The 26685-nt window shown below is 27.9% G+C and carries 12 protein-coding genes; all 12 read left to right on the forward strand.

From position 1 onward, the window contains the following. Positions 1-14 precede the first annotated feature (14 nt). The gene (gene rpoC, locus T383_RS0100135) at positions 15-3878 is read left to right on the forward strand and encodes a DNA-directed RNA polymerase subunit beta' (RefSeq protein WP_033159663.1); all 3864 of its coding nucleotides are present in this window, start codon (positions 15-17) and stop codon (positions 3876-3878) included. Positions 3879-3880: 2 nt separating this feature from the next. Further along, positions 3881-4705: a Fe-S cluster assembly ATPase SufC gene (gene sufC, locus T383_RS0100140; RefSeq protein ID WP_033159664.1), complete on the forward strand. Its 825-nt coding sequence runs from the start codon at positions 3881-3883 to the stop codon at positions 4703-4705. Next, a complete protein-coding gene (locus T383_RS0100145; RefSeq protein ID WP_033159665.1) occupies positions 4695-5315 on the forward strand; it encodes a SufD family Fe-S cluster assembly protein in 621 nt (206 codons plus the stop codon). Before sufC ends, T383_RS0100145 begins: the two co-directional genes overlap by 11 nt. 1 nt (position 5316) lies before the next feature. Continuing rightward, a complete protein-coding gene (locus T383_RS0100150) occupies positions 5317-6543 on the forward strand; it encodes an aminotransferase class V-fold PLP-dependent enzyme (RefSeq protein ID WP_033159666.1) in 1227 nt (408 codons plus the stop codon). Then, positions 6521-6982 carry an iron-sulfur cluster assembly scaffold protein gene (locus T383_RS0100155; protein WP_084268987.1) on the forward strand — a complete coding sequence of 154 codons (462 nt, stop codon included), beginning with the start codon at positions 6521-6523 and terminating at the stop codon, positions 6980-6982. The genes T383_RS0100150 and T383_RS0100155 overlap by 23 nt, the downstream gene beginning before the upstream one ends. Positions 6983-6984: 2 nt before the next feature. Beyond that, positions 6985-8391: a Fe-S cluster assembly protein SufB gene (sufB, locus tag T383_RS0100160; RefSeq protein WP_033159668.1), complete on the forward strand. Its 1407-nt coding sequence runs from the start codon at positions 6985-6987 to the stop codon at positions 8389-8391. A gap of 117 nt (positions 8392-8508) precedes the next feature. Beyond that, positions 8509-11643, forward strand: a complete 3135-nt coding sequence (locus T383_RS0100165; protein ID WP_033159669.1) for a hypothetical protein — start codon at positions 8509-8511, stop codon at positions 11641-11643. 119 nt (positions 11644-11762) lie between these two features. Next, the gene (locus tag T383_RS0100170) at positions 11763-15524 is read left to right on the forward strand and encodes a DUF3713 domain-containing protein (RefSeq protein WP_033159670.1); all 3762 of its coding nucleotides are present in this window, start codon (positions 11763-11765) and stop codon (positions 15522-15524) included. A gap of 27 nt (positions 15525-15551) precedes the next feature. Then, positions 15552-19439: a DUF3713 domain-containing protein gene (locus T383_RS0100175; protein ID WP_033159671.1), complete on the forward strand. Its 3888-nt coding sequence runs from the start codon at positions 15552-15554 to the stop codon at positions 19437-19439. A gap of 82 nt (positions 19440-19521) precedes the next feature. Further along, positions 19522-19704 carry a hypothetical protein gene (locus tag T383_RS0100180; protein WP_033159672.1) on the forward strand — a complete coding sequence of 61 codons (183 nt, stop codon included), beginning with the start codon at positions 19522-19524 and terminating at the stop codon, positions 19702-19704. Positions 19705-19727: 23 nt separating this feature from the next. Beyond that, positions 19728-22625 (forward strand): cation-translocating P-type ATPase, encoded by a 2898-nt coding sequence (locus T383_RS0100185; RefSeq protein ID WP_052663872.1) that lies wholly within the window; start codon positions 19728-19730, stop codon positions 22623-22625. 125 nt (positions 22626-22750) lie between these two features. Then, a complete protein-coding gene (locus tag T383_RS0100190; protein ID WP_033159673.1) occupies positions 22751-26599 on the forward strand; it encodes an Eco57I restriction-modification methylase domain-containing protein in 3849 nt (1282 codons plus the stop codon). Positions 26600-26685: the final 86 nt, after the last annotated feature.

A 26685-nucleotide genomic window follows, 5' to 3' on the forward strand; every position in this document is an offset into this window, starting at 1 on the left:
GTTAGTGAATCAAGATGACAAAAAATTCTAAAAATTTAAATATCAACAATAATAAAGCTCAAGCAAAAGTAAAACGTATTAAAGGATTACAAATTTGTGTAGCATCACCTGAAGTTATTCGAGAATGATCTCATGGAGAAGTTACAAAACCCGAAACAATAAATTATAAATCTTTAAAACCAGAACCAAAGGGATTATTTGATGAGGCTATTTTTGGTCCAGTTAAAGATTATGAGTGTGCTTGTGGTAAATACAAGAAAATTAAACACCGTGGCAAGGTTTGTGAAAAATGTAATGTTGAAATAACTGAGTCAATTGTTCGCCGTGAGCGCATGGGACACATTGAACTTGCTAGTCCAATTGCTCATATTTGAATGGTTAAAGAGTTACCTTCACCATCTAAGATTTCTTTGATTTTAGATATTTCGTATAAAGAAGTAGAACAAGTTATTTATTTTATCAATTACATTGTTTTGGATCCAGGTCAAAGCAAAACTTTTAAATTTAAAGAAGTAGTTGACTTATCTGGAAAAGGTTCAAAAACAGCTCGGGGTAAATTACGTAAAGTTTTGCGTGAAATTTTTAGTTTAGTTAAAAAAGATTCACTTGATTATAAACGGGCTAAGATGTATTATGAACGTTTATATGATTCTAATCTACCATTTTCTATTGATGAAGTTAGTTCATTAATTCATAAATATACAGGTATTCGTTTGGGAATTGGTGCTGAAGCGATATTAGAATTATTGGAAAAAATTGATTTAAATTCTGAATATACTAAAAATAACAATGAACTTAAGAAACAAGATAATACTAATAATCCACAACGGGTTAAGAAGATTTTACGTCGTTTAGAAACTATTAAATGATTTAAAGAATCTGGTAATCATCCAAAAAATATGATTTTAAAAGTGATTCCAGTAACCCCACCTGATACTCGACCAATTATTCAATTAGATGGAGCTCGTTTTACAACTAGTGATATCAATAATTTTTATCGTCGTATTATTATTCGAAATGAACGTTTAAAGAAAGTTATTGCTTTAAAAGCTCCTTCAATTATTTTAAATAATGAAAAGCGAATGTTACAAGAAGTAGTTGATGCTTTATTTGATAATTCATCAAGAAAAAAACCAATTACAGCTAAAGATAAACGTCCTTTGAAATCATTAACAGATCGCTTAAAAGGAAAACAAGGTTTATTCCGTCAAAATTTATTGGGTAAACGGGTAGATTATTCTGGTCGTTCAGTTATTATTGTTGGTCCTGAATTAAAGATGTATGAAGTTGGAATTCCAGCAATCATGATCTTAAAACTTTTTAAACCATTCATTATTCGTGAATTAATTAAACGTTATGATGAAAATGGTATAGAAATTAAACCAATTGCCTCAAATATTAAAATTGCTGAGCAAATGATTAAAGACCAAAATGATTATATTTGAGATATTGTTAATCGGGTTATTAAAGAACGCCCTGTTTTATTAAATCGGGCACCAACTTTACATAGATTAGGAATTCAAGCTTTTGAACCAAAAATTATTGAAGGGAAAGCTATTCGTTTACATCCATTAGTAACAACTGCATTCAACGCTGACTTTGATGGTGACCAAATGGCTGTGCATGTTCCAATTAGTAAAGAAGCAGTGGCTGAAGCACGTTCTATTATGTTAGCATCTTGACATATTTTAGGTCCAAAAGATGGTAAACCAGTTGTAACTCCAACACAAGACATGGTTTTAGGTATTTATTACTTAACAACTGAAAATCATAATCAAAAAAATGAAGGTATGATTTTTGGTTCAATTCGTGAGTTATTAAATGCTTATGATAATGATTTAGTTCATGTTCATTCTATTATTGGAATTTCAACCAAAGCATTTCCTAAAAAATCATTTTCAGCAGAAGGAATTTTAATCACAACAGTTGGTAAAGTTATTCTCAATGCCATTTTGCCAGAAGAAATGATTTATTTAGATAACCCAATGAATTTTAATTCTATTGATTCAAATAATATCATTTTACCAGGTGAAGACCCAAGAAAAGCGATTAAAGAACGTAAATTGTACAAAGCATTTGATAAAAAAGCATTATCTAAAATTATTGATCTAATTTATAAAGACTATGCTCTATCAATGGTTGCTCCAACTTTGGATAAAATTAAGAGTTTAGGTTTTAAATATTCAACTTTATCCTCAACTACTGTTTCGGTCTTTGATATTCCTTCATATGATAAAAAATGAGAATATTTCACTGAAGCTGATAAACAAATTAATGAATTAAAATATCAATATCAAAAAGGTTTATTAACTGATGATGAACGTTATGTACGTGTTGTTAGCTTATGAACTAAGGTTAAAGACCGTGTTTCTAGCGATATTAAAACATTAATTGAAGAAGAACGTTTCCGAGACAACTCAATTGTTGTTATGGCAGATTCTGGTGCTCGAGGTAATATTTCTAACTTTACACAATTGTTTGGGATGCGTGGTTTAATGAGTAAATCTTATAATTATGACCAAAAACAACAAAGTAAGATTACTCGTGATACGATTGAAGTTCCAATTAAACACTCTTTCATTGAAGGACTAACAATTAATGAATACTTCAATTCATCTTATGGTGCCCGTAAAGGGATGACTGATACAGCTATGAAAACTTCAAAATCTGGTTATATGACTAGAAAATTAGTTGATGCTACTCAAGAAGTAATAATTAATGATAATGATTGTAAAACTTCACGTGGAATTCATGTTAGTCCAATTATTGAAACTCAAACTAAAGGATTATATGAATCAATTGCTGATAGAATTGTACATCGTTTTTCAATTGACCCGATTTTACATCCTAAAACTAAAAAAGTTATTGTTCCTGCAGATACAATGATTACACCTGATCTTGCAAATAAAGTTTTAGAAGCAGGTATTGAAGAGGCTTATGTTCGCTCCCCAATTTATTGTGAAACTGTTAGGGGGTTATGTCAAAAATGTTTTGGTAATGACCTAACTACAAATGAAGTTGTTAGTTTAGGAACAGCTATTGGTGTAATTGCTGCTCAGTCAATTGGTGAACCTGGAACTCAATTGACAATGAGAACTTTCCATACTGGTGGTGTTTCAACAGAAACTAATTTAGCACAAGGATTTGAACGTTTAAAACAAATTTTTGATGTTGTTACTCCAAAAGAATGAGAACGTTGTCTTATTGCTGAAAATTTTGGTGTAGTTAAATCAATTGTGTTATCTCAGAATAATAAAGATATTACAATTGAAAATAAATATGATTCTCATGTTTATTCAGCACCATTAGATGCAGTTATCCGAGTAAAAGTTGGTGACAAAGTGAATCCTGGAGATAAATTAACTGAGGGATCAATTGATATTAAAACCTTATTACGGGTTGCAGGAATTGATGCAGTTCGTAATTATATGATTCGTGAAGTTCAAAAAGTTTATCGAATTCAAGGAATTGAGATTTCAGATAAATATGTTGAAACCATTATTCGTCAATTAACTAGCAAAATGCAAATTACTGATCCAGGAAATTCTTCATATTTTGTTGGTGAGCTAATTGACATTAATGTTTTAAGAGAAACTAATACGAAGTTAATTGCAAGCGGTAAACAACCAGCAATTGCTATTAGTCAAGTTTTTGGTCTAGAAGATGCTCCAAGCAAAACAGGTTCATTCTTATCAGCTGCATCTTTCCAAGATACAAAGAAAATTTTAACTGATGCAGCAGTTCGTAGTCAAATTGATTACTTAGTTGGATTAAAAGAAAATGTAATTTTAGGTAATTTAATTCCTGCTGGAACTGGTTTTTTAAGTTCTGAAGATATTATTAGTTTAGGTCAAGAGGCTTATGAATCTGAGTATTAATTATGTTACTAAACATTAATAATCTTAGTGTAAGCATTGGTAATAAAAAAATTTTAACCAAAATTAATGCTTCTATTGATGAAGGTGATATTGTTGCAATTATGGGTCCTAATGGACATGGAAAGTCAACATTATTAAAAGCAATCATGAAGCATTATTCCATCAAAATTACTCGTGGATCAATTAAATTTAAAAATCAATTAATTAGTAAATTAGAAACAGATGAAATTGCACGTTTAGGTTTATTTCTGGCTACTCAAAGTCCTGAAGAAATTCCTGGTGTAAGTAATTTAGATTTTTTAAAAGCTGCTTTAAATGCGCGAAGCAAAAAACCAGTTGGTTTAGCTGAAATGTTTAAAAAAATTCAAAGTAACTTAAATAACTTAAAAATGTCACCTGAACTTTTAAAGCGTTCAGTAAACGAAGGTTTTTCTGGCGGCGAGAAAAAGAAAAATGAAATTTTACAACTACGTGTTATCAATCCTAAATGTGCATTATTAGATGAAATTGATTCAGGGTTAGATATTGATGCTTTAAAAATTATCACTAAAGAATTATCAACTTGAATAAAAGAAGATTCCAAGCGAACACTAGTGATCGTCTCACATTATGAACGTTTATTTAAATATTTAAAACCAAACAAGGTTTTCCTTATCATTAATGGAACCATTGTTAAAGAAGGTGGTTATGATCTTGTTAACAAAATTGATCGTGAAGGTTATGATTGAATTAAGAAAGATTTAAAAATTAATTTCAAACATGAAATTACTGCCAGTGAGAAAGATTTTATTCTTGAAGATCCATTAGGCAAAAAATATGGAAAATAAAGAAATTTTTTTGGATTTAACCAAAACTAAAAATTTAATAAATTATACTGTTAATTCAAATAATAGATTAATTTTGCATGTATTAGATATTTTTAATGCAAACACTAAAAATGAAATTAATATTAAGTTAAAAAAAGGTGCGCAAGTAAATGTTTTGTTATCATCATTTGCAAAACCTAAATTAAATAAATTTTTTAATTTTAATTTTGAACATTTAGAAGATGATGCGGAAAGTTCTTTTGATAGTTATTTAGTTGCAACTCACTTAGCTAGTATTAATGTAAAAATTGTAAGTATTATTAAACCCAAAACTACTAATAATAAAACTTCACAAAAAATTAAAGGTGTATTATTATCTAATAGTTCAACTATTCATGGCGAACCACAACTTATTATTGATGACAATAATGTAAAAGCTAAACATGCAATGGCTGTTGGTCAAATTGATCCAAAACAAATTTTTTACTTAATGTCACGTGGAATTAAAAAAAGCCAAGCAATTCAATTGATCTTAATGGGTTTTTTTAAAACTACTTTAAAAATTATTAATGATGAAAAGTTAATGCTTAATTATTTAAAAAAAATACAAAATTTATTTAAGGAAAGATAATTTGATTGATTGAAAAAAAATTCGTAACGAATTTATTTGGTTTAAGAATAATCCCAATTTAATTTATTTTGATAGTGGAGCAACTGCATTAAAACCAAATATCGTAATTGACTCAATTAAAGAATATTATGAAATTTATTCTGTTAATCCTCATAATACAGATACGTCATTTGCTCAAGGTTTACATGAAAAAATTGAAACTTCAAGACAAACAATTGCCAATTTTTTAAACTGTCACAAAGATAGTATTGTTTTTACATCTGGTGCAACTGAATCCTTAAACTTATTTGCTTTTGGTTTAATGCATTTATTAACAGCAAATGATGAAATTGTTGTTCCTGATTTAGAGCATGCTTCTAATTTGTTACCATGGATTATTGTGGCAAAAAAAACTGGTGCTAAACTTGTTCATATTCATGAAGATAACAATAATAATTGAGTTAAAAATTTATTAAATAAAATTAATTATCAAACTAAAATTGTTAGTTTATCTAGTATTTCAAATTTATTTGGTTTTAGTATTGATACAAAAATATTGATTAAAAAAATAAAAAAAATTAACCCAAATGTTATTGTTATTATTGATGCAACACAAGAAGTTCAACATAAAAAAATTGATCTTCAAAATTTAGAAATTGATTTATTAGCATTTTCTATTCATAAAATTTTTGGTCCAACAGGGGTTGGAATTGCATATGTTTCTAAAAAAATGCAAAATATTTTACAGCCATTAAAGTATGGTGGCGGAATGTATTTGGACTATGATCCTAAAAATTTAAGTGTTGATTTATTATCTTGCCCTACTAAATATGAAGCGGGCACACCTAATGTAGCAGGAATTTTAGGAACTAAAGCTGCAATTGATTTTGTTAATCAAATAGGAATTGAAAATATTCATAAATATGAATCTGAATTAACTGATTATTTACTTAAGCATCTTAAAAAAATATCTAATATTGAATTAGCTAATAAAAAAGTTGATTCAAATGTTGTTTCTTTTAACATTAAAAACACTAATCCTCAAGATGTTGCTCACTATTTATCATTAAACAATATTATTGTACGTTCAGGTGTTTCTTGTGTGAATATGTTAAAGCATCGTAAAAAAAATGCTAGTGGTTATGTAAGAGTAACTTTATCAATTTATAATAATATTAATGAAATTGATCAGTTAATTATGGTGTTAAAAAAATTTGATATAGGTGATGCTCTTGTCGGTTTGATATAAGGATGAAAATTACCGAAGAATGATTTTGGTGGATCGTTTCAAAAATCCTCAATTTCTAGTTAATGAAGCTCAGGTTATAAAATTTCAACAAAATTATGTTATGTTGCAAGCTAGTTCTTCTACATGTACTGATAATTTTGATGTTTATTTAAAAATTGAAAATAATAAAGTAATAGATGCTTGTTTTGTTGGCGAGGGTTGTGTTATTTCACTAACAAGCAGTGATTTAATATTAGAAGAGATTATTAATAAATCAGTTCCTTATATTGTTAAATTACTCAAAAAATATTTAGATTTAGTTTTTAATGGAAAAATTAGTGAAAAAGATTTTCCAGAAAATCTAATGATTTTTGATCAAATTTATAAGCAATCTAATCGAATTATTTGCGCATCAAATGTAGCTCAAAAAATTTTAAATCATCTTGAAGGATTGAAATAAAAATGTCAATTAATAAAAAAACTTTGAAAAAGAAATATCAATATGGATTCAATGATGGCGATATTTCTATTTTTAAAGTTAAAAAAGGAATTTCTGAAAAAATTGTTAGAGAAATATCCAAAATAAAAAATGAACCTGAATGAATGTTAGATTTACGTTTAAAAGCTTTAAAAATTTTTAATGAAAAACCTAATCCATCTTTTGGACCAGATTTATCATTTATCAAATATCATGAAGCTATTATGTATTCAAAACCTAGTGTTGATCGAAACAATAATTCATGAAAAAAAGTCCCTTTAAAAATTAAACAAACGTTCAAGAAATTAGGGATTCCTGAAGCTGAAGCTAAATTTTTAAATGGAGTTTCAACTCAATATGATTCTGAAACTGTTTATCATCAAATTCAAAGAGAATTAAGTGATTTAGGTGTTATTTTTACAGATACTGATACTGCTTTACAAAAATACCCAGATCTATTTAGAAAATATTTTTGTAAATTAGTGCCAATGAATGATAACAAGTTTGCTGCTTTAAATACTGCTTTTTGATCTGGTGGTTCATTTGTTTATGTTCCTAAAAATGTTGTTATTCAAAAACCCTTGCAAGCTTATTTTCGTATTAATGGTAGAAGGGTTGGTCAATTTGAACGAACAATGATTATTGTTGAAGAAGGAGCTAAATGTCATTATGTGGAAGGATGTACTGCTCCAGTATACATGGAAGATAATCTTCATTGTGCTGTGGTTGAGGTTTATGCTCATAAAAATTCAATTGTCCGTTATACAACAATTCAAAATTGATCAAATAATGTTTTAAATTTAGTTACAAAAAGAGCTGTTGTTGATGAAAATGCCAAGATGTCTTGAATTGATGGCAACATTGGTTCTAAAATTAACATGAAATACCCTTCATCTATTTTAAGAGGTAAATATGCAACTTCTGAATGTATTTCTATTGCAGTTGCTAATAACAAAGGTATTATTCAGGATGCTGGCGCAAAAATGATTCACCTTGCTCCTCATACTAGATCTAAAATTATTTCTAAGTCATTGTCACTAAATGGTGGTAATACTTGTTATCGTGGAATTGTAGAAATTGGTGCTCATGCATTGCATTCATCAAGTAAAGTTGAATGTGACACTCTATTAATGGATAAAATATCAAGAACTGACACTTTACCGACAGAAATTATTATGAACAATAGTTCTCGATTAGAACATGAAGCAAAAGTTTCTAACATAAGTGAAGAACAATTATTTTATATGATGTCTAGAGGTATTCCAAAAGATATTGCTGAGAACTTAATTGTTATGGGATTTTTAGAACCATTTGCCAAAGAACTACCAATGGAATATGCAATTGAATTAAACAAATTAATTGCAATGGATATGACAGGTTCAGTGGGATAAGTTCATCAAATTGTTCCTTAATTTCTAGTAAATTAGTGTATAATTAGTAAAGTTTTAAGGTTATAATCCATTAATCCATGCTTAATTTAATTTTTTGAAATAGGTTGGTTTTGTAAAGTGACATGATTTAAGAAGAAAAGCAAAGATAAACCTAAAAAAAACAAAGATGATGAGATCTTTGAAGATACTAATGCATCAGCAGCGCCCGAAGATATTTTTGGTGATATTGGTTTAGATTCAACTTCTAGTGCTAGTAACATTAGCAATGATGATCAAGAATTACCAAGTGATGGTTCAATAAAAATTGCATATGATGCAGATGGTAATGGTTATTATGTCTCACATAACAATGAGGATGATAGTTATTTTGACCCATATAGTAATGAGCCAATTGATATTTCCAATTTGTATGATGCAGATGGTAATCCATTTTCATTTGTTGATAATAACTCTTCTAGTGGCGAATATTGAGAACAATTTGTTGGTGTAGATGGTTATGGTCACTATGATGATAATAATGAGTGGCAATGATCAGGTTATTTTGATGATGACAAACAATGACATTCATATGATGAAAAAAGTGATGAAGAATCTTTGGAAGAACCAGTTCAAGAAGAAGTGACATCAGATGAACCAATTGTTGAAGAAGTATTAGAACAACCATCTGAAGAAGAAGTTAATTTTGATGATGCTTCACAAGAAGAATTAGTTGCTGAAGAATTAACTGAACAACCAATTGAAGCACAACTAGAAGAACCAGTTCAAGAAGAAGTGACATCAGATGAACCAGTCATTGATGAAGTAGTAGAACAACCATCTGAAGAAGAAGTTCATTTTGATGATGCTTCACAAGAAGAATTAGTTGTTGAAGATATAGTTGAACAACCAACTGAAGCACAACTAGAAGAACCAGTTCAAGAAGAAGTTGTAGCGCAAGAACCAATAGTTGAACCAGAAATTGAAGCAGAGTCAATTGTTGAAGAATTAACTGAACAACCAATTGAAGCACAACTAGAAGAACCAGTTCAAGAAGAAGTGACATCAGATGAACCAATCATTGATGAAGTAGTAGAACAACCATCTGAAGAAGAAGTTAATTTTGATGATGCTTCACAAGAAGAATTAGTTGCTGAAGATATGGTTGAACAACCAATTGAAGCACAACTAGAAGAACCAATCCAAGAAGAAGTGGTTGATAATATTGTGGCAGAACAACCTATTCAAAAAATTGATGATGAACAAATGATTGAAGTTCAACCAGTTGTTCTCCAAAATCAAAAATTTGAAATTATGCCTAATGATGCGACTACTGCTATTATTGGTGATTTTGATGAACTTTCTAATACTTTGTCGTTGGCAAATGATAATGTTTCAGAAAATTCAACATATCAACAACCAAGTTTAGTTCAACAAGAAAATGTTCCAGAAACATTCTCAGAACCAAAATTAAACTTAGTATTTTCTGAAGTTAATCAACAACAAATGCCAATAGTTCAAAATGTTCCTTTAGTAAAAGAAGAAAAACCAGAACCTATTACAATAGAACAAAACTTAGAACTTGGCATTCAATATCCATCTGATGTATTTTTATCTATTCCAAAAGATGAACCAAAAGTTAACACCTACAAAAATGAAGAAGTAGTTGTTATTAAAGAATCATCTATTGGAGTTAAAGAAAGTCCTATTGAAGAAAAGATACATATTAAAGAAGCAATTCAAGTTCAAGATGAACCTGAATTAATTACAATTCCAATTGAATATGTCACTCCAGAAGTTAAACAAGTTGAAGAAGCAATTGTTACTCCTAAATTTGATGTAAAACCTATGATGGATAATAATACTTTTAAACCTTTAATGCATCAAGATAATGTTATTCCTAAAGTTGATCTTGTTGTTGATTCAGAAGAGAAAGATAATGTAGTTGATACAAAGGTTATTCTTGAAGAAGATAGTAACAAAAACAAAGGTATTTTTAACACTAAGAGCAATATGAAACCAAAACCTTCTTCATTTGATTCTTGTTGCAGTGAATGCCGAAGTCAAGCTGCTAAGAAAGTAAAACCACCAGTTATGTCAAGCAAAGATTATGCACAAGGATTTAACCACAATAAGAAATCTATAAATGATAATGTCAATAGACAAGATTTTGCTATTCCATCAGAGGAGAAAATTATGATAAACAATATGAATGTAGAATTACCATTTTCTAACTTAGATCTTGAAAATAATTGCGATGATGCTTCTTCATGTAGAATGAATGACTTTAATTATGAGTCTATGAAGTTAGAACAAGAAGAAGTTCCTAAGAAAACTTTATTGTCAAATAATGATCATGAAAAATTTGATATTACAGCAAGCAATATTTTGTCTGGAATCAACCCAATTGATTTAAGTGAAGAAGATTTATTTGGTTTACAAAATTATGATGAAACTATTAAGTTATCATTGTCCAAAATTTTTGATTTCTTAACTAAATCACGTCAAAAATCAAGTGCCACTTATAAGCGCATATCTCAAGAATTAAAACAAGAAATTGTTAATGTTATTCGTCTATTAGAAAGATCTAAAGTTGAATACCGTGACAATGAAAAACAAATTTCAATGAAGCGTAATGAGTTAATTAGAGCTTTATCAGTTGTAACATCAAATTTTGCTAATGAATACCGTCAACAAGCAAATGGTAGAGATTTTGATAAGTTGCAAAATCTTGAAGATTACAACAAGCAATTGTTATTATTAATTCGTGATAATGAAAAACGTTTACAAGTTTTACAAACTAATTTATCTAATGTTAGACGTCATTATGAAAAAGGTATTGCTCGTATTAGTAATGATTTTTCTAAGATGCAACGTTTAGTATCTAGTTTAAGTGCAAGTACACAATCTAATGTTGGTTTATTAGAATCAAGTTTTAATTCAATGCGTGAAGATCATTATAAATACCAAAATATGTTTAATGAATTTGATTCATTTGAATATGATCCATTAAAAAATAGATCAAATGGTTTAATACCAACTCAATCAAGTTATTCAAAAAATAACATTTCTGATCTAAATAGTTTTAATGAATTTGATAGTATTTATGGCTCTAATAATTCTTCATTAATGAATGATGATTTCTTAAGATCACCTTCATCATCTAGATTTAGTAGTTCTAACAAGTGATTTGATAATGATTTTGAATCTTTAAAACCTGATAGAACATCTGACTTGACTAACTTCTTTGATGAAGAATATGACACTAAGTTTTAATTTTAAGTTTTAACAATAAAAATCACGAACAAAAATGGCATGCTTAGAAGATGCCATTTTTGTTTTAAGTTTAGTGTAAAATGTTGTATAATTCTATGTAAATAAATAAGGACTTTAAATTGAAAACTTATAAATTTTTAAAACATAAGAAATCATTACTTATTCTTGGTTTAACAGCAATTTCTGGTGCTGCTGTTTTAGCTTCTAGTTGTGCGGCTCAACCCGCAACTTCAAGTGTTGATAATTTGTTTAAACCTAGTAATCGATTTGGTGATGACAAAATGGGTTTGTCAGTCAACTCATTAGTAACCAATGTTTTAAGTCAAACTGATGCATTTAATACTTTTTTAGATACTGTAATGGGAAATGTTTTATTATCTTTTTACGAAAATAATCCTATTAAATCTTTAAAAGACAAATATGATAGTTGAAAAAATGATGTTGATAAAATGTGGAATGATCAAATTCAAACCATGAAAGATCAATATCGTAATAATTATTTGTTAAACTTACAAATTGGTCCATTGGACTCTAATGGTGGTACTGAAGCTGCTTGAAAACAAAATGAATTTAATAAAAAAGCTTTAGAAGAATTTAAGAGTTCAGTTTTTGCAAAAACTTATTTAAATTATACAGATGAAAATGGTGATGTAATTACTAAACCTGATGAGACTGTTTTAACTACGCAAGCAAATTGAACTAAGATCAAGTACACTAATCAACATAACAAAGTTAAATATGTTGATAATTCAACTGATACTTTAACTAACACAAATAATAATGAACAAATGTATGCTGACATTCAAGATTTCATGGCAACTCAATGAGTGAAAGAAGAAAATCCTAACTTATTGTCACGCGTTGTTTTAACTAATGAAACTCCTAAAGTTGGTTTTAACTCAATTTTTAATAGTGATTTAAATTCTTCTATTTCAGCATCATATGAATTTCAAGTATTTAATCCTTACAATGAATTAGATATCAGTAAAACACCTGCTAATTCATGAAAGGAATTAGTTGAAGGTACTAAAGGATTAAATAAGTATTTAAATGATAATGGTACAATTGACATTCCAAGCCATTTATCATCAGATGCTGGTGGTAAACTTTTAATGTCAGCTTATGACATGTTTAATACTTATGATGCTTTATTTTCAGCAGCATATGTTAATCAATATCTTAATTTACTAGATAGTTCTTATGCAACTAATTATTTACCAAATGCACATGAGATTAAGCCAACTGATAACATTATGAATGTGTTTATTCGCAAAACTGACCCTAGCGGTGAAAAAGGTGCACGTACTTTAGATTATGTTAATCAAAAAGAATCTGGTGATTCACGTAAGCTTTTTGCTACTAATGCTGCAACAATTGCTAATGGCGCTTATAAAAATTATGTTGATTTAGAAGCAGATAATTCAACTCAAACTACTACTCCTAGCATAAAGGCAACACAACAAACTGAAAATAATACATCAAATCGAACAAGTATTTTTGATATTGGTTTTCAAAAAATGCCAACAACTAGCTCTAAAGATGGTGATGTAGTTAATGCAGCTAATGGAACAACAAATAATCAATTTATGTTGTCTCGTGGTGCTGATGGAATCCATGTTATAGGAATTGATGGTGGTAGTTATTACATTAGTGGTACTAATGGTACTAAAACACGTGATATTAACAAACAAAAAGCATTTTTATTGTTTAGAACTTTATACAAACAATTAGGGTATGCAAAAACTGATTATGATTATACTTTTGATGCAACTACTCAAATTCAAAATTTATTCAATAAAAGTCCTTCTCTATATTTATACCAAGCTTTTAGTACTGCTTTAAATGATAAATCTAGTTTCTTGTACTTATCTTCAAATGCCAAATTAAAAGATAGTTTTCAAAAAGCCCATGACACTATTGATGCATGTGTTCAAGCATTATTTAAAAAAAGTTTGTTAAATAAAATTGAAACTGCCATAAAAACAGTTCAAGATAAATTTTTATCTAAAGCAGACACATATGTTAAAAATGATCTTGATAATGCAAGTGCTAAAAATGGAATTGCTGGATCAATTCCTAATCAACAAGCAATAGATGGATCTATTCCCACTTTAGAATATTATTATCAAAAACTAGCTGCTGAAAATGGTATTGTTAATTCAACAACAGATGTTTCTAACATTACAACTGAAGGTGTCAAAAAGTTTTTTGTTGATTTACATAACAAAGTTAATGATGATGTAAACACTGTTGTTAATGCTTTTGTTGCATCATTAAACTTAACAATTGAACCTAGTCCAACTTATTCCCAAGTAATTTTTTTAAAAGCTAATGGTAATGATTTTTATACATTAGCAATTAATTTAGCTTTAAGCAAAGGGATTGCAAATCCAAATGTAACAAATGCTGTAAAAGCAAATTACTTTAAAAATAATTCATCATTTAAAAATTTTTATGATTTTACAACAGGAAATATTATTTTTAAATCAACTGATACCAATGCAGATCCTTTAATCGCCACTAGAATTAAAGAAATAGCAAATTATTATTATGCTGAAAAAATTTTAAACACTTCATCAGTATCTAAATTTTCATATGGCGTTCCAAAAACTGATAGTATTGCCGCCAATCAAGGATCATCAAAAGATTTAAAAACTAATGATTCAGGTTTTGTAAGTTACAAGGGTGTTTTGCAAAATGTTTTAGATAGTAAGAATTTTATTAAAGATTCTTCTAGCGAAGATGCAATTAATTATTTCACTTATCTTTATACATTTGAATGATTAATTCGGAATGATTTACAAAATTTAAAAACTATTTTGAATGCATCAATTCCAGCAGGAACTAGTTCAATGGTAGCATGAACTGTTCCGATTGCTGCTGACACACCAACAACAGAATTAGATAGCAAAAATCCACTTACTACTTTCCCAACTAATCCAAATTATTATTGGGGTTCAAATTCTAATTGAATGAATTCAGTTAATGCCCCTGGAAAAGCTGATAAATCAAATAAATTAGAGTTACCTTATCGAGCAACTTTTGAAATTGCTAGTGGTGCTTCAAAAAATTCAACAATTACATATTCAAATATTGGTTATGGTTTTACTAGTTTGATTACTGAAGGTAGTACTAAGATCGATACTGCTTTAAACCAAGCATTGTTTGCTAATTTTGGACATTCAAAGAAAACTAATGAAAATGTTTCAACTGGTGCTTTGTATGCATTTGGTTCAAGTCGTGATGAAGTGGTCAATTACATTCAAATGAATTTATCAACTAATCAAGATTTAAATAATTTTATTAACTTTTTAATTCAAAATGTAGGGATTAGTATTACTGATCCAAATTTAAGCACAAGTAATTTAAATGTGGATACAAAAAAAGCTGCTTTAATTAGTTTAGTTCAAAAAACTCCAACAACTTCTGGAAATAAAACAACTACAACAGAAATTCCTGACAATGCTTTTAGTTGTTATATGGGTTATATTGGTACTTCTAAAGCAGATAAATTATCTGAATCCAAACCAATTATTTCTGCTGATGGCAGTCAATTATTACCAACATACATTAAACAAGTTAATAATAGTGATATTCAAAAATTAGGTAAAGGTTGGTTAGCAGCTCCTTCTACTACAAGTATAGCTAATCAGCAAAATGCAAGTAATGATCATCGCTTAGGATTAAATTTAGATGAATTTTTATCTATTGTTGCTATTCAAGCCTTAGATTCAGGAACTCAATCTAGTGCATTAACAAATTTAATTAATTCAAATATGCGCACTGATACTGATTCAGGGCCAACCTTAGTTGGTGATAAACGCTTGCTCGATGCATTAACGTCAAGATGAGCTGCAGCAATCAATCAACCTAAAAAATAATGATGATTTTAACAAGGAATTTTACTTATGAAACTTAACAAGTCTAAAAAAATTAAACTAATTACATTAACTTCAGGTCTAGCTGTTTTATTAGCTACTAGCATTGCTGTTACTAGCTGTGGACCAAGTGCTCAAGTAATTAATAATTTATTTCCAACCTCTAGTTCTAATGGATTTGTTAATGCTCCTGATGTTTCAACAAAAGACCTTGTTACAAAATCATTAATGACCTCAACTGGTTTTGATTCATTTTTAAAAGTTAAGTTATCAGACGTTTTAGGAACTTGATATAAAAATAATGCTAATTCATCAATGCGCACAAAATACCAAAATTTTGTTGCTGTTGTTGATAATGATTGAAAAAATTTAATTAATGATTTAAAGAAAAGTCATGGTAATGATTATTTAGTTGAATTGCAAAAAACTTATTTAGATCAAAATGGTGGCACAGAAGCAACTTATAAACAAACTAAAATTAATGAAAAAGTTTTAGAAGATTTTTCAAATAGTTTATTTTCAACTTTGTATTTATCATATCTTGATACTAACAATAAACCAGTTACCCCATCTAGAACTGATTTAGATAATGAAAGTAATTGAAGTAAGTTAAAGTTTACTAATCCTGTAACAGGCGCTTATGATTTTAATGATGAATCAAATATAAACAATGTTAATGAAACCTTTGCCCAAATCCAAGGTGATCTTTTTAAAACTTGAGTTAATGAAGAAAATCCTAATTTGTTATCTAGTGTTTTATTTACTAATGGAACACCAAGAAATAATGGTTTAGATTTGTTATTTAATAAAGATGTAATTGGTGCTGAAACTTTAACTGCTTCTTATGCTTTCCAAGTAATGGAAAATAATTTAAGTGATTTAACTACTACTAAAGGCGCTTCAGCTTATAAAAAAATTGTTACTGAAGGCTTAAGTAAATATGTTGGTGATAATGGTAAAATTGATTTTTCTTTGAATTTAACTCAAGGCACAAGTACAAAAGTAATTATGACTGCTAACAACATGTTTAGTGGTGATGATGTAACAATTCCAGCTGGTTTTATTCAACAATATTTATCAATGATTAATGACCCAAATAAAGATAATATCGGTCCAGAAGTTGATTTGTTAGGAACAAATACTAGTGGTACATCTAATAGTGCAGTGGCACAAGCTGACACAGAGGATAAATACAATGTCATGGGTAATTTTATCCGTGATATTACATCATCTACTAGTAAAACAGTTGCTAAAGCAGATGCAACAGCAAGCACAACTCAAGAAACAACTACTCCTGAAACTGCTTATACTAAAGTTGATCCTAAGTTTACAAATGCTAAAAATAGTTTTACTAACACTTTTTATGATGCTTATAAAAAATTAGCTACTACTAATGGAGATGCAACTACTAAAGATAACCCTAAAAATACAACAACTCATGGTATTTTTAATGTAATTAAACCTAAGTCTACTACTAGCACTGGTACATCTAGTGTTGCAGCAACAGACACTAATGCAACAGATAAAAATAAAAATTTTATTTTAATTCGTTCTAATGATGGTGTTCATTTAATGGGAATTGATGGTGGTTCTTATTATTTGTCTAGTATGAATAATGGAACAAATGGTCAATCAAAAACAGTTACTCAAGGACGTGATTTAGTTAAGCAAGAAAATTTTTTAAAGTATCGATCTGCATTATTAACTTGAGGTAATTTACCTTCAGATCAATCTTATGATTTTAATCTTAAAGATTTATTATCTAAATGATTTAATGACAATAAAACTCGATTAATATTTAGTGTTTTAAGTGATGCAATTGATCATAAAAATGCTTTTGCTGACACACAAGCAACTAATAACCAAGCAAAAACTCCTACTAAAAACTTTTTTGATTTAAATGCCAATCAAGCATTTAAAAATGAATTTACTCAACTTAAAACTGATATTAGTGATTATGTAACTAAATATGATGCTTATGCAAAAGCTTCTAAATTACAAAGCAATGTAAACACAATATCAGAAAAATTAAATGCACGTGCCAAAACATATTCTGATTTTGAATCAGCATCAACACCTGAAAAAATTGGAATGGCTGCTCGTTTACCTTATGTTAGACAAAACGATGGTGTCTATGCAGGTTTAAGTCGTTACTACACAAATGGTGCTTTAAGTATTGATTCAACTAGTTCTACTCAAAAAGATGCAAATGCACAAGCAACCGATCCATATAAAAGTATAGCTGATGCAATGCGCACTAATATTGATAACACTTATAAAGCATTAAAAACTTCTACAGAATCAATGGTTGATAAAATGGGTTTATCAATTGCTAATAGTTCTGACACACCATATGCCCAAGTTTTGTTTGTTAAAACAAGTAGTGGTTTATATGATTTAGCATTCAATAGTGTTTTGCAAACAACTGCCAATACAACAGCAGTTACTAACACTATTAAGTATTCATATTTTAAAAATAATTCTAATTTAAATAATTTGTACAATTTTGATGATGGTTCTATAAAACAAGTATATGGAATTGCTAAAGAAAAATTAGAACAAATTGTTAACACATACTATTGGATGCCATTCTGATATGGTTCTAGTAGCCGTTATAGTTATGGTGGTTATCAAGATCAAACAGGATTAGATAAGATTATTAGTACAGTTAAAAATTTACAATCAATAACTGTTAATCCAACATCTGATTCAGCAATCAGCTATTACACTTTCTTGTACACATTAGATTGGTTATTACGTGATGATTTAGTTAACTTAAAATTTATATTAAATCAATCAATTTTTGAAGGCACAAATGCTGCAATTACTTGAACTATGAATATGGATCCATCAAAATTAGGTACAGAGAATCCATTTACTCAATTTGCAGCAAATCCTAATTTTTTACAGGGTTCATCTAGCAACTGATACAATGCTGTATCTTCAAATACACAAGCAAGTGGCACACAAAAACAAGCAGCTGCTGCAGATACAACAACTTCTACTCCACCAAAACCAGATCCATTTAATGACACTGCTAACCCTTATTACTACACAAATACATACACAACAATCGCTAATGGTAGTACTTCTAGTGGTTCTAGTTCAGCAGTTACAACAGTGGCTAATGGGACAACGCCAAACAAACTTTATGGATTCAATGGTATTGTTTTAGAAAATGATTCTTCAATTGATAGTAATGTAACTAATCAATTATTTGGCAATTTTGGTAGTACTGGAGTTGAAGGATCACTTAGTTCATTTGGTTCACAAACTAACTTATTAGCTTATTTAGAAAGAATTCAATCATTAACTGAATTAGATAAACTTGTAACAATGCTTGAAACAAGAGCAAAAATTGATTTATCTGCTTACCATCAAAAAGATCAAAATGGTAATTTCATTTTAACTTTCGATCAAAAGAAAGAATTAGTAAAATCTAAAATTCCACCAGGATCAGCTACTACCGGAACTAAAACAGGTGAAAATTATTACAAGAAATTTAGTGGCTTTATTGGTAATAAAAAAGTTGCAGTTGATTTATATGGTTCTAATGGTAATGATTGAAAAACTAAAATCCAAGAGTCAGATCCGGTTGTTGAAAATGGTAAGTCTACTCGGGTAGCAGCTTATGCTATGCAGATTAATTATGAAGATGTTAATAATTTAGGTGGGCAAGGATGAGTTACTGATAATCCAACTTCAGCAAGTGCTAAACGCTTGGGTTTAGATTTAGATACATTCTTAGCTATTGTTGGTTTACAAGCATCTAATACTATTGTTCAGAATTTAGCAACAAATGATTTAATTAATAACAATAAAAAACCTGCAGGTTCAGACTTTAGTCGCTATACTGTTGGTGACAAACGTATTTATGATGCTTTAACTGATACTTGAGTAACTAAACCTAAAAAATAAAACTAATTAAAAATAAAATAGCACATAACTTCTTGATTTTTAATGGTTTGTTATAATCCATGAGAATCAAGGAGTTTTTATTTTGGAAAACTTTAAAAAGAAAGAAGTGAAAATAGACATAAAATCTATAACTAATGAAGAAGATACAACTGATAATAAATTTTCATTAATTCATGTTAATGAAGAATTGTTAGAAAAAGCTAAATCAGATGACATTTTAAATCAAATTGTTGTTAATGATGATGTTGATATACAAGTGCTTTAAAAAAGACTAAAGATAAAACTAGTTTGATAACTTCAGATTTTAATTCTAAATATGAAGGTTTAACAAGTGCAGAAGCAGAAGTTGCTTTAAAAAAATATGGACCAAACAAATTAGCTGAAAAGAAGAAAAAAAGCATCTTTTTCATTTTTATAAAACAATTAAAAGATGTTATGATTTTTTTACTATTAATTGCCACAATTGCTTCATTTATAATTTTTATTGTTACTGGTGTTAGATTTAACTGAAATTTTAATGATAAAAATTTAGTTATTGCATTAATTGAACCTTTTATTATTTTAGCAGTCATTTCCATGTATGTTATCTTAGGTGGTGTGCAAGAACTACAATCTTTAAAAGCAGTCAATGCTTTAAAAAAGATGTCAACAACATATGCAACGGTTATTCGTGATAAGAAAGTTTTTAAAATTAATTCAGAACAATTGGTTCCTGGAGACTTAATGTTGATTGAAGCAGGCGACCGGATTAGTGCTGATGCTATTTTGTTAGAGTCTTTTAATTTAGTTTGTAATGAATCAGTTCTTACAGGTGAATCATTACCAGTTAGTAAGAAAGCACAAGCAATCATTAAGGATAATGCATATTTAGGAGAACAACTAAATAAAGTATTTTCTAGTTGTACAGTTATAAATGGACAAGCACGTTGTAAAGTAATTGCAACTGGAACTCAAACTCAAATTGGCAAAATTGCTAATTTAATTGATAATCAAAAAATTTTTATGACTCCTTTACAATTAAAGTTAAATCGATTAGGTCATATTTTTGGTTATTCAGGATTGGTATTATTTCTTTTAGTATTTTTAATTCAAATTTTTATTTTAGGAATTAATAACATTAGTAGTACATGAAATACTGCTTTAACAACTTCTATTTCATTAGCAATCGCAGCGATTCCTGAAGGTTTAGGCGCATTTACTACAATTATTTTATCTATTGGCATTAAAAAAATGGCATCACAGAATGCTTTAATAAAAAAAGTATCTTCAGTTGAAACTTTAGGTAGTACTTCAGTTATTTGTACTGATAAAACTGGAACTTTAACTTTAAATAAAATGACATTAAAAACTATTTGAGATTATCAATCTAAATTTATTTTTGAAGTTGATAAAAATGTTGATACTAATAAAAATTATTTAAAGTTATTAGAAACTTTTATTTTGTGTTCAAATAGTTATTTATCAATTAAAGATGGAAAAGAAATTGAAGTTGGTGATCCAACAGAATTAGCTATCATTAGATATGCTAAACAATTTAATTTAGAAAAATTAGAGTTAGATAAAAAATATCCTCAAATTTTTTCAATCGCATTTGATTCTGATAGAAAATTAATGACCTCAATTAATCTTATTGGAAATAAAAAATATGCAATCATTAAAGGCGCACCAGACATTTTAATTCAAAAATGTTCTAATGCTAATTTAGATGATATTAAAGAACAATTAAAGATTTTTACATCTAATTCTTATCGTGTTTTAGGATTAGCTTTTAAAGATGTTACAAATTTGAAAGAACCATATAATGAATCTAATATAGAGAATAAACTTATTTTTTTAGGATTATTCGCAATGTATGATCCTCCAAGACTAGAGGTTAAATCTACAATTCAAGAATGTATTAGGGCCGGAATTAAAACAGTAATGATTACAGGGGATAATTTAGATGCAGCTAAATCTATTGGCAAAGAAATTGGTATTTTAAATTCAGATAGTGAAGCGATTTCTGGAGAGGAATTAAACAAACTAAGTGATCAAGAATTAGAAACAAATGTTTTAAATTATAGTGTTTATGCCCGTGTTACACCAGCTGATAAATTGCGAATTGTTAAAGCTTGACAAGCAAATGACCAAGTAGTTGCTATGACAGGTGACGGAGTAAATGATGCTCCATCATTAAAAGCCGCTGATATTGGTTGCGCAATGGGAATTACAGGCACAGATGTCGCAAAAGAAGCTGCTGATATGATCATTATGGATGATAATTTTAAAACAATTGTTGCTTCAATAAGTAATGGTCGTAGAGTATATCAAACAATTAAGTTAGTAATTCAAAATGTATTACTTTCAAGTGTTGCTGAAGTAATTATAATGTTTTTAGGTATTATTATTTTTAAATATGCTTTTGAAAGCTCACTTGTAGTTTTTGATAACATTAATGATCAATGAATACAAACTACTGATTTACATATTTTTGGCGCAACACAACTATTAATTATCAATTTGGTTACTGATGGATTTCCAGCAATTGCTTTAGGTATTCAAGGGACTCAAGATAATTTGATGTTTAGAAGACCTTATAGTAAACATGAAAGTATTTTTGCAAGACGTATGGGGATCAATTTATTTTGACAAGGGTGTTTATTTGCATTAGTTACTATGATAGCATTTGCATTAGGTACTCTTTATTCACGTGATCACTGGTTTGGAAATGTTATTAATGGTCGTGACCCAGTTACCAATCAAATAATTTTTGGTAGTGGCGGTTTATATGATGTTGGATTAAATGACTTATATGCAGGTTCAGCAGCAGCTTTTATTACTTTAGCTATTGGTATTAGTTTTCATGCATTAAGTTTAATGTCATCTAATTCTTTGTTTAAGTGCAAAGTTAAAGATTATTATGTGGTTTATGGTGCTGTTATTCTAAGTATTTTGTTAGTAATTTTATTTACTTTTGTACCACAAATTGCTTTTGCTTTTAAAATTCCTTCTAATTTAGTTATTGATGGTGGTCCTATAATTTTAATTGCAATTGGTTTAGCACTTGCCCCTTGGATTGTTTTAGAATTATATAAATTTGTTTATGCTCAAATTGAGAAAAACGTTTTAGAAACTTCAAGTATTACTACTTTTGAATTAATTAGAAAACCAAATTATTACAAAAAAAGAAAAAGAATTAGAAAATAATTTATTTAACCATTTTTAAATTTAACTTATTTAATTTAGAAGATTTAATTCATAAATTTCTGACTCCAACTTTAAACAGAATTTAATATAATCAACCAAGCATATAGTAAAGATGGAATCAAAAAATGAGTAATTTATTTTCTACTTTAATATCTAAAACTCAACTATCTAATGAATATTTAAATCAGCGAAATGCATATAAATACAATGTTATCTATATTTATGAAATTGTTGGTCAATTTGGTAAATATATCCCAAATGATTTGAGTTATTATAAAATTGGACAAACTCACTTACCAACTAAATGGAATGAGCAAGATTGGAAGAATATTGATCAAGAAAAAATTAATGAAGCTGCTATAAAAAGAATTAAAGATCAATCCAATACTGCAGGATTAAATTTTCAATTAATCCATGCTACTATTGGTATTAGAAAGAATGAAAATAATGATGATGTTGGTTTTTCTGACAAAGATTTTCACAAAGTTTTAATAAAGCGAGGTGTAAAGCAGGTTGATTTGCCAAACAAATGCGACTTAAATAAAAATGTTCAAAGTTCTACTGCAAAAGAATGATTTCAATGCTCACCTCATAAATTAATTGATTATTTGAATCAATACAAAAATGGTGCCCATTCATTAAGTGATGATGATATAGCTAAAATTGAATTGCGTGAACCCCAAAGAATAGCTTGCGACGAAATAATCAAAGCTTGAAATAAAAAAAATGATGAAGCGATAAAAGATTTAAAAAATAATGATTACTCAAAAAATCAGTTTTTACTTAATGCAATTATGCGTTTTGGGAAATGTATAACAACTTATAGTTTTATTAATGAAATGAATATTTCTAAAACCTTAATTTTTACTCATCGACCTATAGTTAAAAATAGTTGGCAAGATGACTTCAATTTAATTTTTAAAAATAAAAATGATTTAGAAACATTAAACAAAAAATATGAATTTTTAGATAAAAAAGATCAGCATTTAATTAATGATTTTAATAATTTAATTTATTTTACCTCTATTCAAGATTTACGCGGAAAACAATCTAATGAAGATTTTGAAGATGCTTATTTAGATAATGAATTTAATTTAGAAAAAGAATATATTTCTCAATGAAAAGAATCTAATAAAAGAATTTTTGAAATGGACTGAGATCTTATTGTAATTGATGAAGCACATGAAGGAATTTTAACTGAACTTGCATCTCAAATAAATACTAGTCTTAAAAAGAAATTTGCATTATATTTATCTGGAACACCATTTAATTTTTTATCAATGAGTGATTTTAAAAAAGAATTTGGAACTAATTATCATAGATTTGATTATGAAGATGAACAGAAATATAAAAAAGAATGAGATGACAAATATCCAACAGAAGCAAACCCATATGCAGATTTGCCTGATATTAAATTATGAGGTATTTCAATTGACAAGAAAAATTTAAGTGAAGGCAAAGAATTAACTGGGTTTGATAGTAATTTTTTTAATTTTAATCTTTTTTTTGAGTTAAATGATGATGGTTCATTTAAAAATGAGCAAGAAATTAACAAATGATTAGACAACATTTCTTCTCATGAAAATGATGAATTTTTATTACAAATGCCATTTCATGAAACTAAACGTCATGATACTAAACATAGTTTGTGATTATTACCTAGAAAAGTAGGAATTGCAAATGCATTAGAAAAACTTTTAAAAAAACACAATTTTTTTAGAAATTATCAAATTTTTAATGTTGCAGGAAATTGTTTTTCAGAAAATGATTTTAAAAACATTAAATCATGCACAGATAATGAAGAAAAACAATCTATTATTTTAACCATTGGACGTTTAACCCAAGGAGTTACATTACCTGGATTATCAACTATTTTGATGTTAGATCAGTCAACCTCCTCTATTAAATATTTACAAACAATTTTTCGTGCCAAAACACCTTCACCTAAAAATTGAAAAAAAATTAAAACAGCAGCTTTAGTTTTTGATTTTAACCCAGATCGTTGTTTAGACATTACTTATCAATTAGCATCTAAAGATGAAGATAACAAAGATTCTAATAAATTGATGCCTAAACAAGATTTAGATGAATCTATACAAAGAGTTTTAAATTATTGGGATGTAATGATTTATGAGGACAATGCATTTCAACCAATTAATATTAGTATTTTTAATAAAACAATAAATAAGGTTTTTGTAAATCGAATAATTAATCAAGGTTTTGATGCTCCAAAAGAATTAATTGACTTAAAAAGATTTGATTCTTATTTTAAGAAAAACCCAGAAAATGTTGCTAAATACTTTAACATGTTGTTTAATAAATGTAATAATAAGAAAGTAAAAGAAAAAAATATCAAATTAACAAATAATGCATTAGATATTGCAATTGTAGAATTAGAAAAATCTTCTTCATCACTAGCAACAAATTCCATTGATCCAGGCAAAGAAGATAAAAAATTAATCAATGATTCTTTGAAAAAACTTCGAGAAGTGCTTAGGAACATTTTTCCTCGAATTCCATATATGTTAATTGGCAAATTTCATGAAATTAGGGAAAAATTTAGAGGAGATAATTTTTTTAATTTTGACATTGATAATTTTTGTAATATGTATGATGAATTAACATGAAAAGAGATTATGCCTCATACTTTTCAAAAAAAAGAATTTAAAGAAATCATTCAAAACTTTATAAATAAAAACATGTTTTTTCAAACTTGTATTGGATATATGCAAAAAATTGATGATATTACAAAGATTAATGATAATTTAGATCGTTGTCATGCATGATTTGGTTTTTTTGATAGTCTTCATAGTTTAGATCGTGAAACAGTTTTTACACCATTTAAAGTTATTAAATATCAAGTAGATTCATTAGAAATTGATTGAAAAACTGCTTATCTGAAAAAACAAACTTTTATTGACATTAATGTAAAAACAGCATTATATCCATTATATATTGCTCAAAATCTTTTAAAAGCTCAACTAGAACTTGAAAAAAAACAAGAATGGCGCAAAATAATTTATCATCAAATTTTTTTAATTTGTAAATTAGAGCTAATGAAAGAAGTAGCAATTAATGTTTTAAAATTTAATCGAGATGATACTAATGTTTTAAAATTTGACATTATAGAAAAACTATCAAGCAAAGATAAAAAGAGTTTAAATCTTTTAAGTGAAGAAATTATGAGCAAAGTAAAAAGACCAAAGTTAACTAAATTTGATTATTGTATTAGTAATCCACCTTATCAAATTCAAGTTAAAAGTGATAATATTCAAGATAATTCATCTAGTGCAAATGTTATTTTTGATAAATTTGTACATTTAGGTACTGAAATTTCAAATATTACTTGTATGATTTTTCCAGCAAAATGAATGATTGGTGGGAAAGGTTTAGATAATTTTAGAAAACTTATTCTTGATTCTAAGAATATTGAATATTTAATTGATTGTGAAAATTATAAACAATTGTTTCCAACAATTATATTACATTCTGGATTATCCATTATGACAATTAATAATTTAGGGACATATAAACACACAAAAGTTGGCTATTTTAATGATTTTAAACCAATAACAAAGTGATATGAACGTAAATTAAATGAATATGGAGATGATATTTTTATTATTGACAATAAAAAATATAATATTTTGAAAAAAATTGAAAAGAAATTAAATATTAAAAATCCTTGTGAAGATTGAAAGCATATTGACACAATGGATAAGCATGTTCAACCATTAAATACATTTAATTTAGAAACAAATTTTTATAAAAAAAATGAAATATCTATTGCAGAAGATTTTGATAGCAATCATACAATTAAAGTTTATTACATTACTGTAAAAAAAGAAGGAAGAAATAAAAACAGTCATAAAAATAGAACTTTTGGATATATTTCATCAAGTTTTATTGAAACAAACCATTTATGGTTAAATAAATGAAAAATTTGCATGCCAAAGGCAGGGGGGGGGGGATAGAAATGACAAGAATATTTTATCTCGCTCACTTTTAGTTGAACCAAATTCTGTATGTACAGCATCATACCGTGTATGTGAAGTTTTTG

Source organism: Mycoplasmoides alvi ATCC 29626 (genome assembly GCF_000701785.1).
GTDB lineage: Bacteria > Bacillota_I > Bacilli_A > Mycoplasmatales > Mycoplasmoidaceae > Mycoplasmoides > Mycoplasmoides alvi.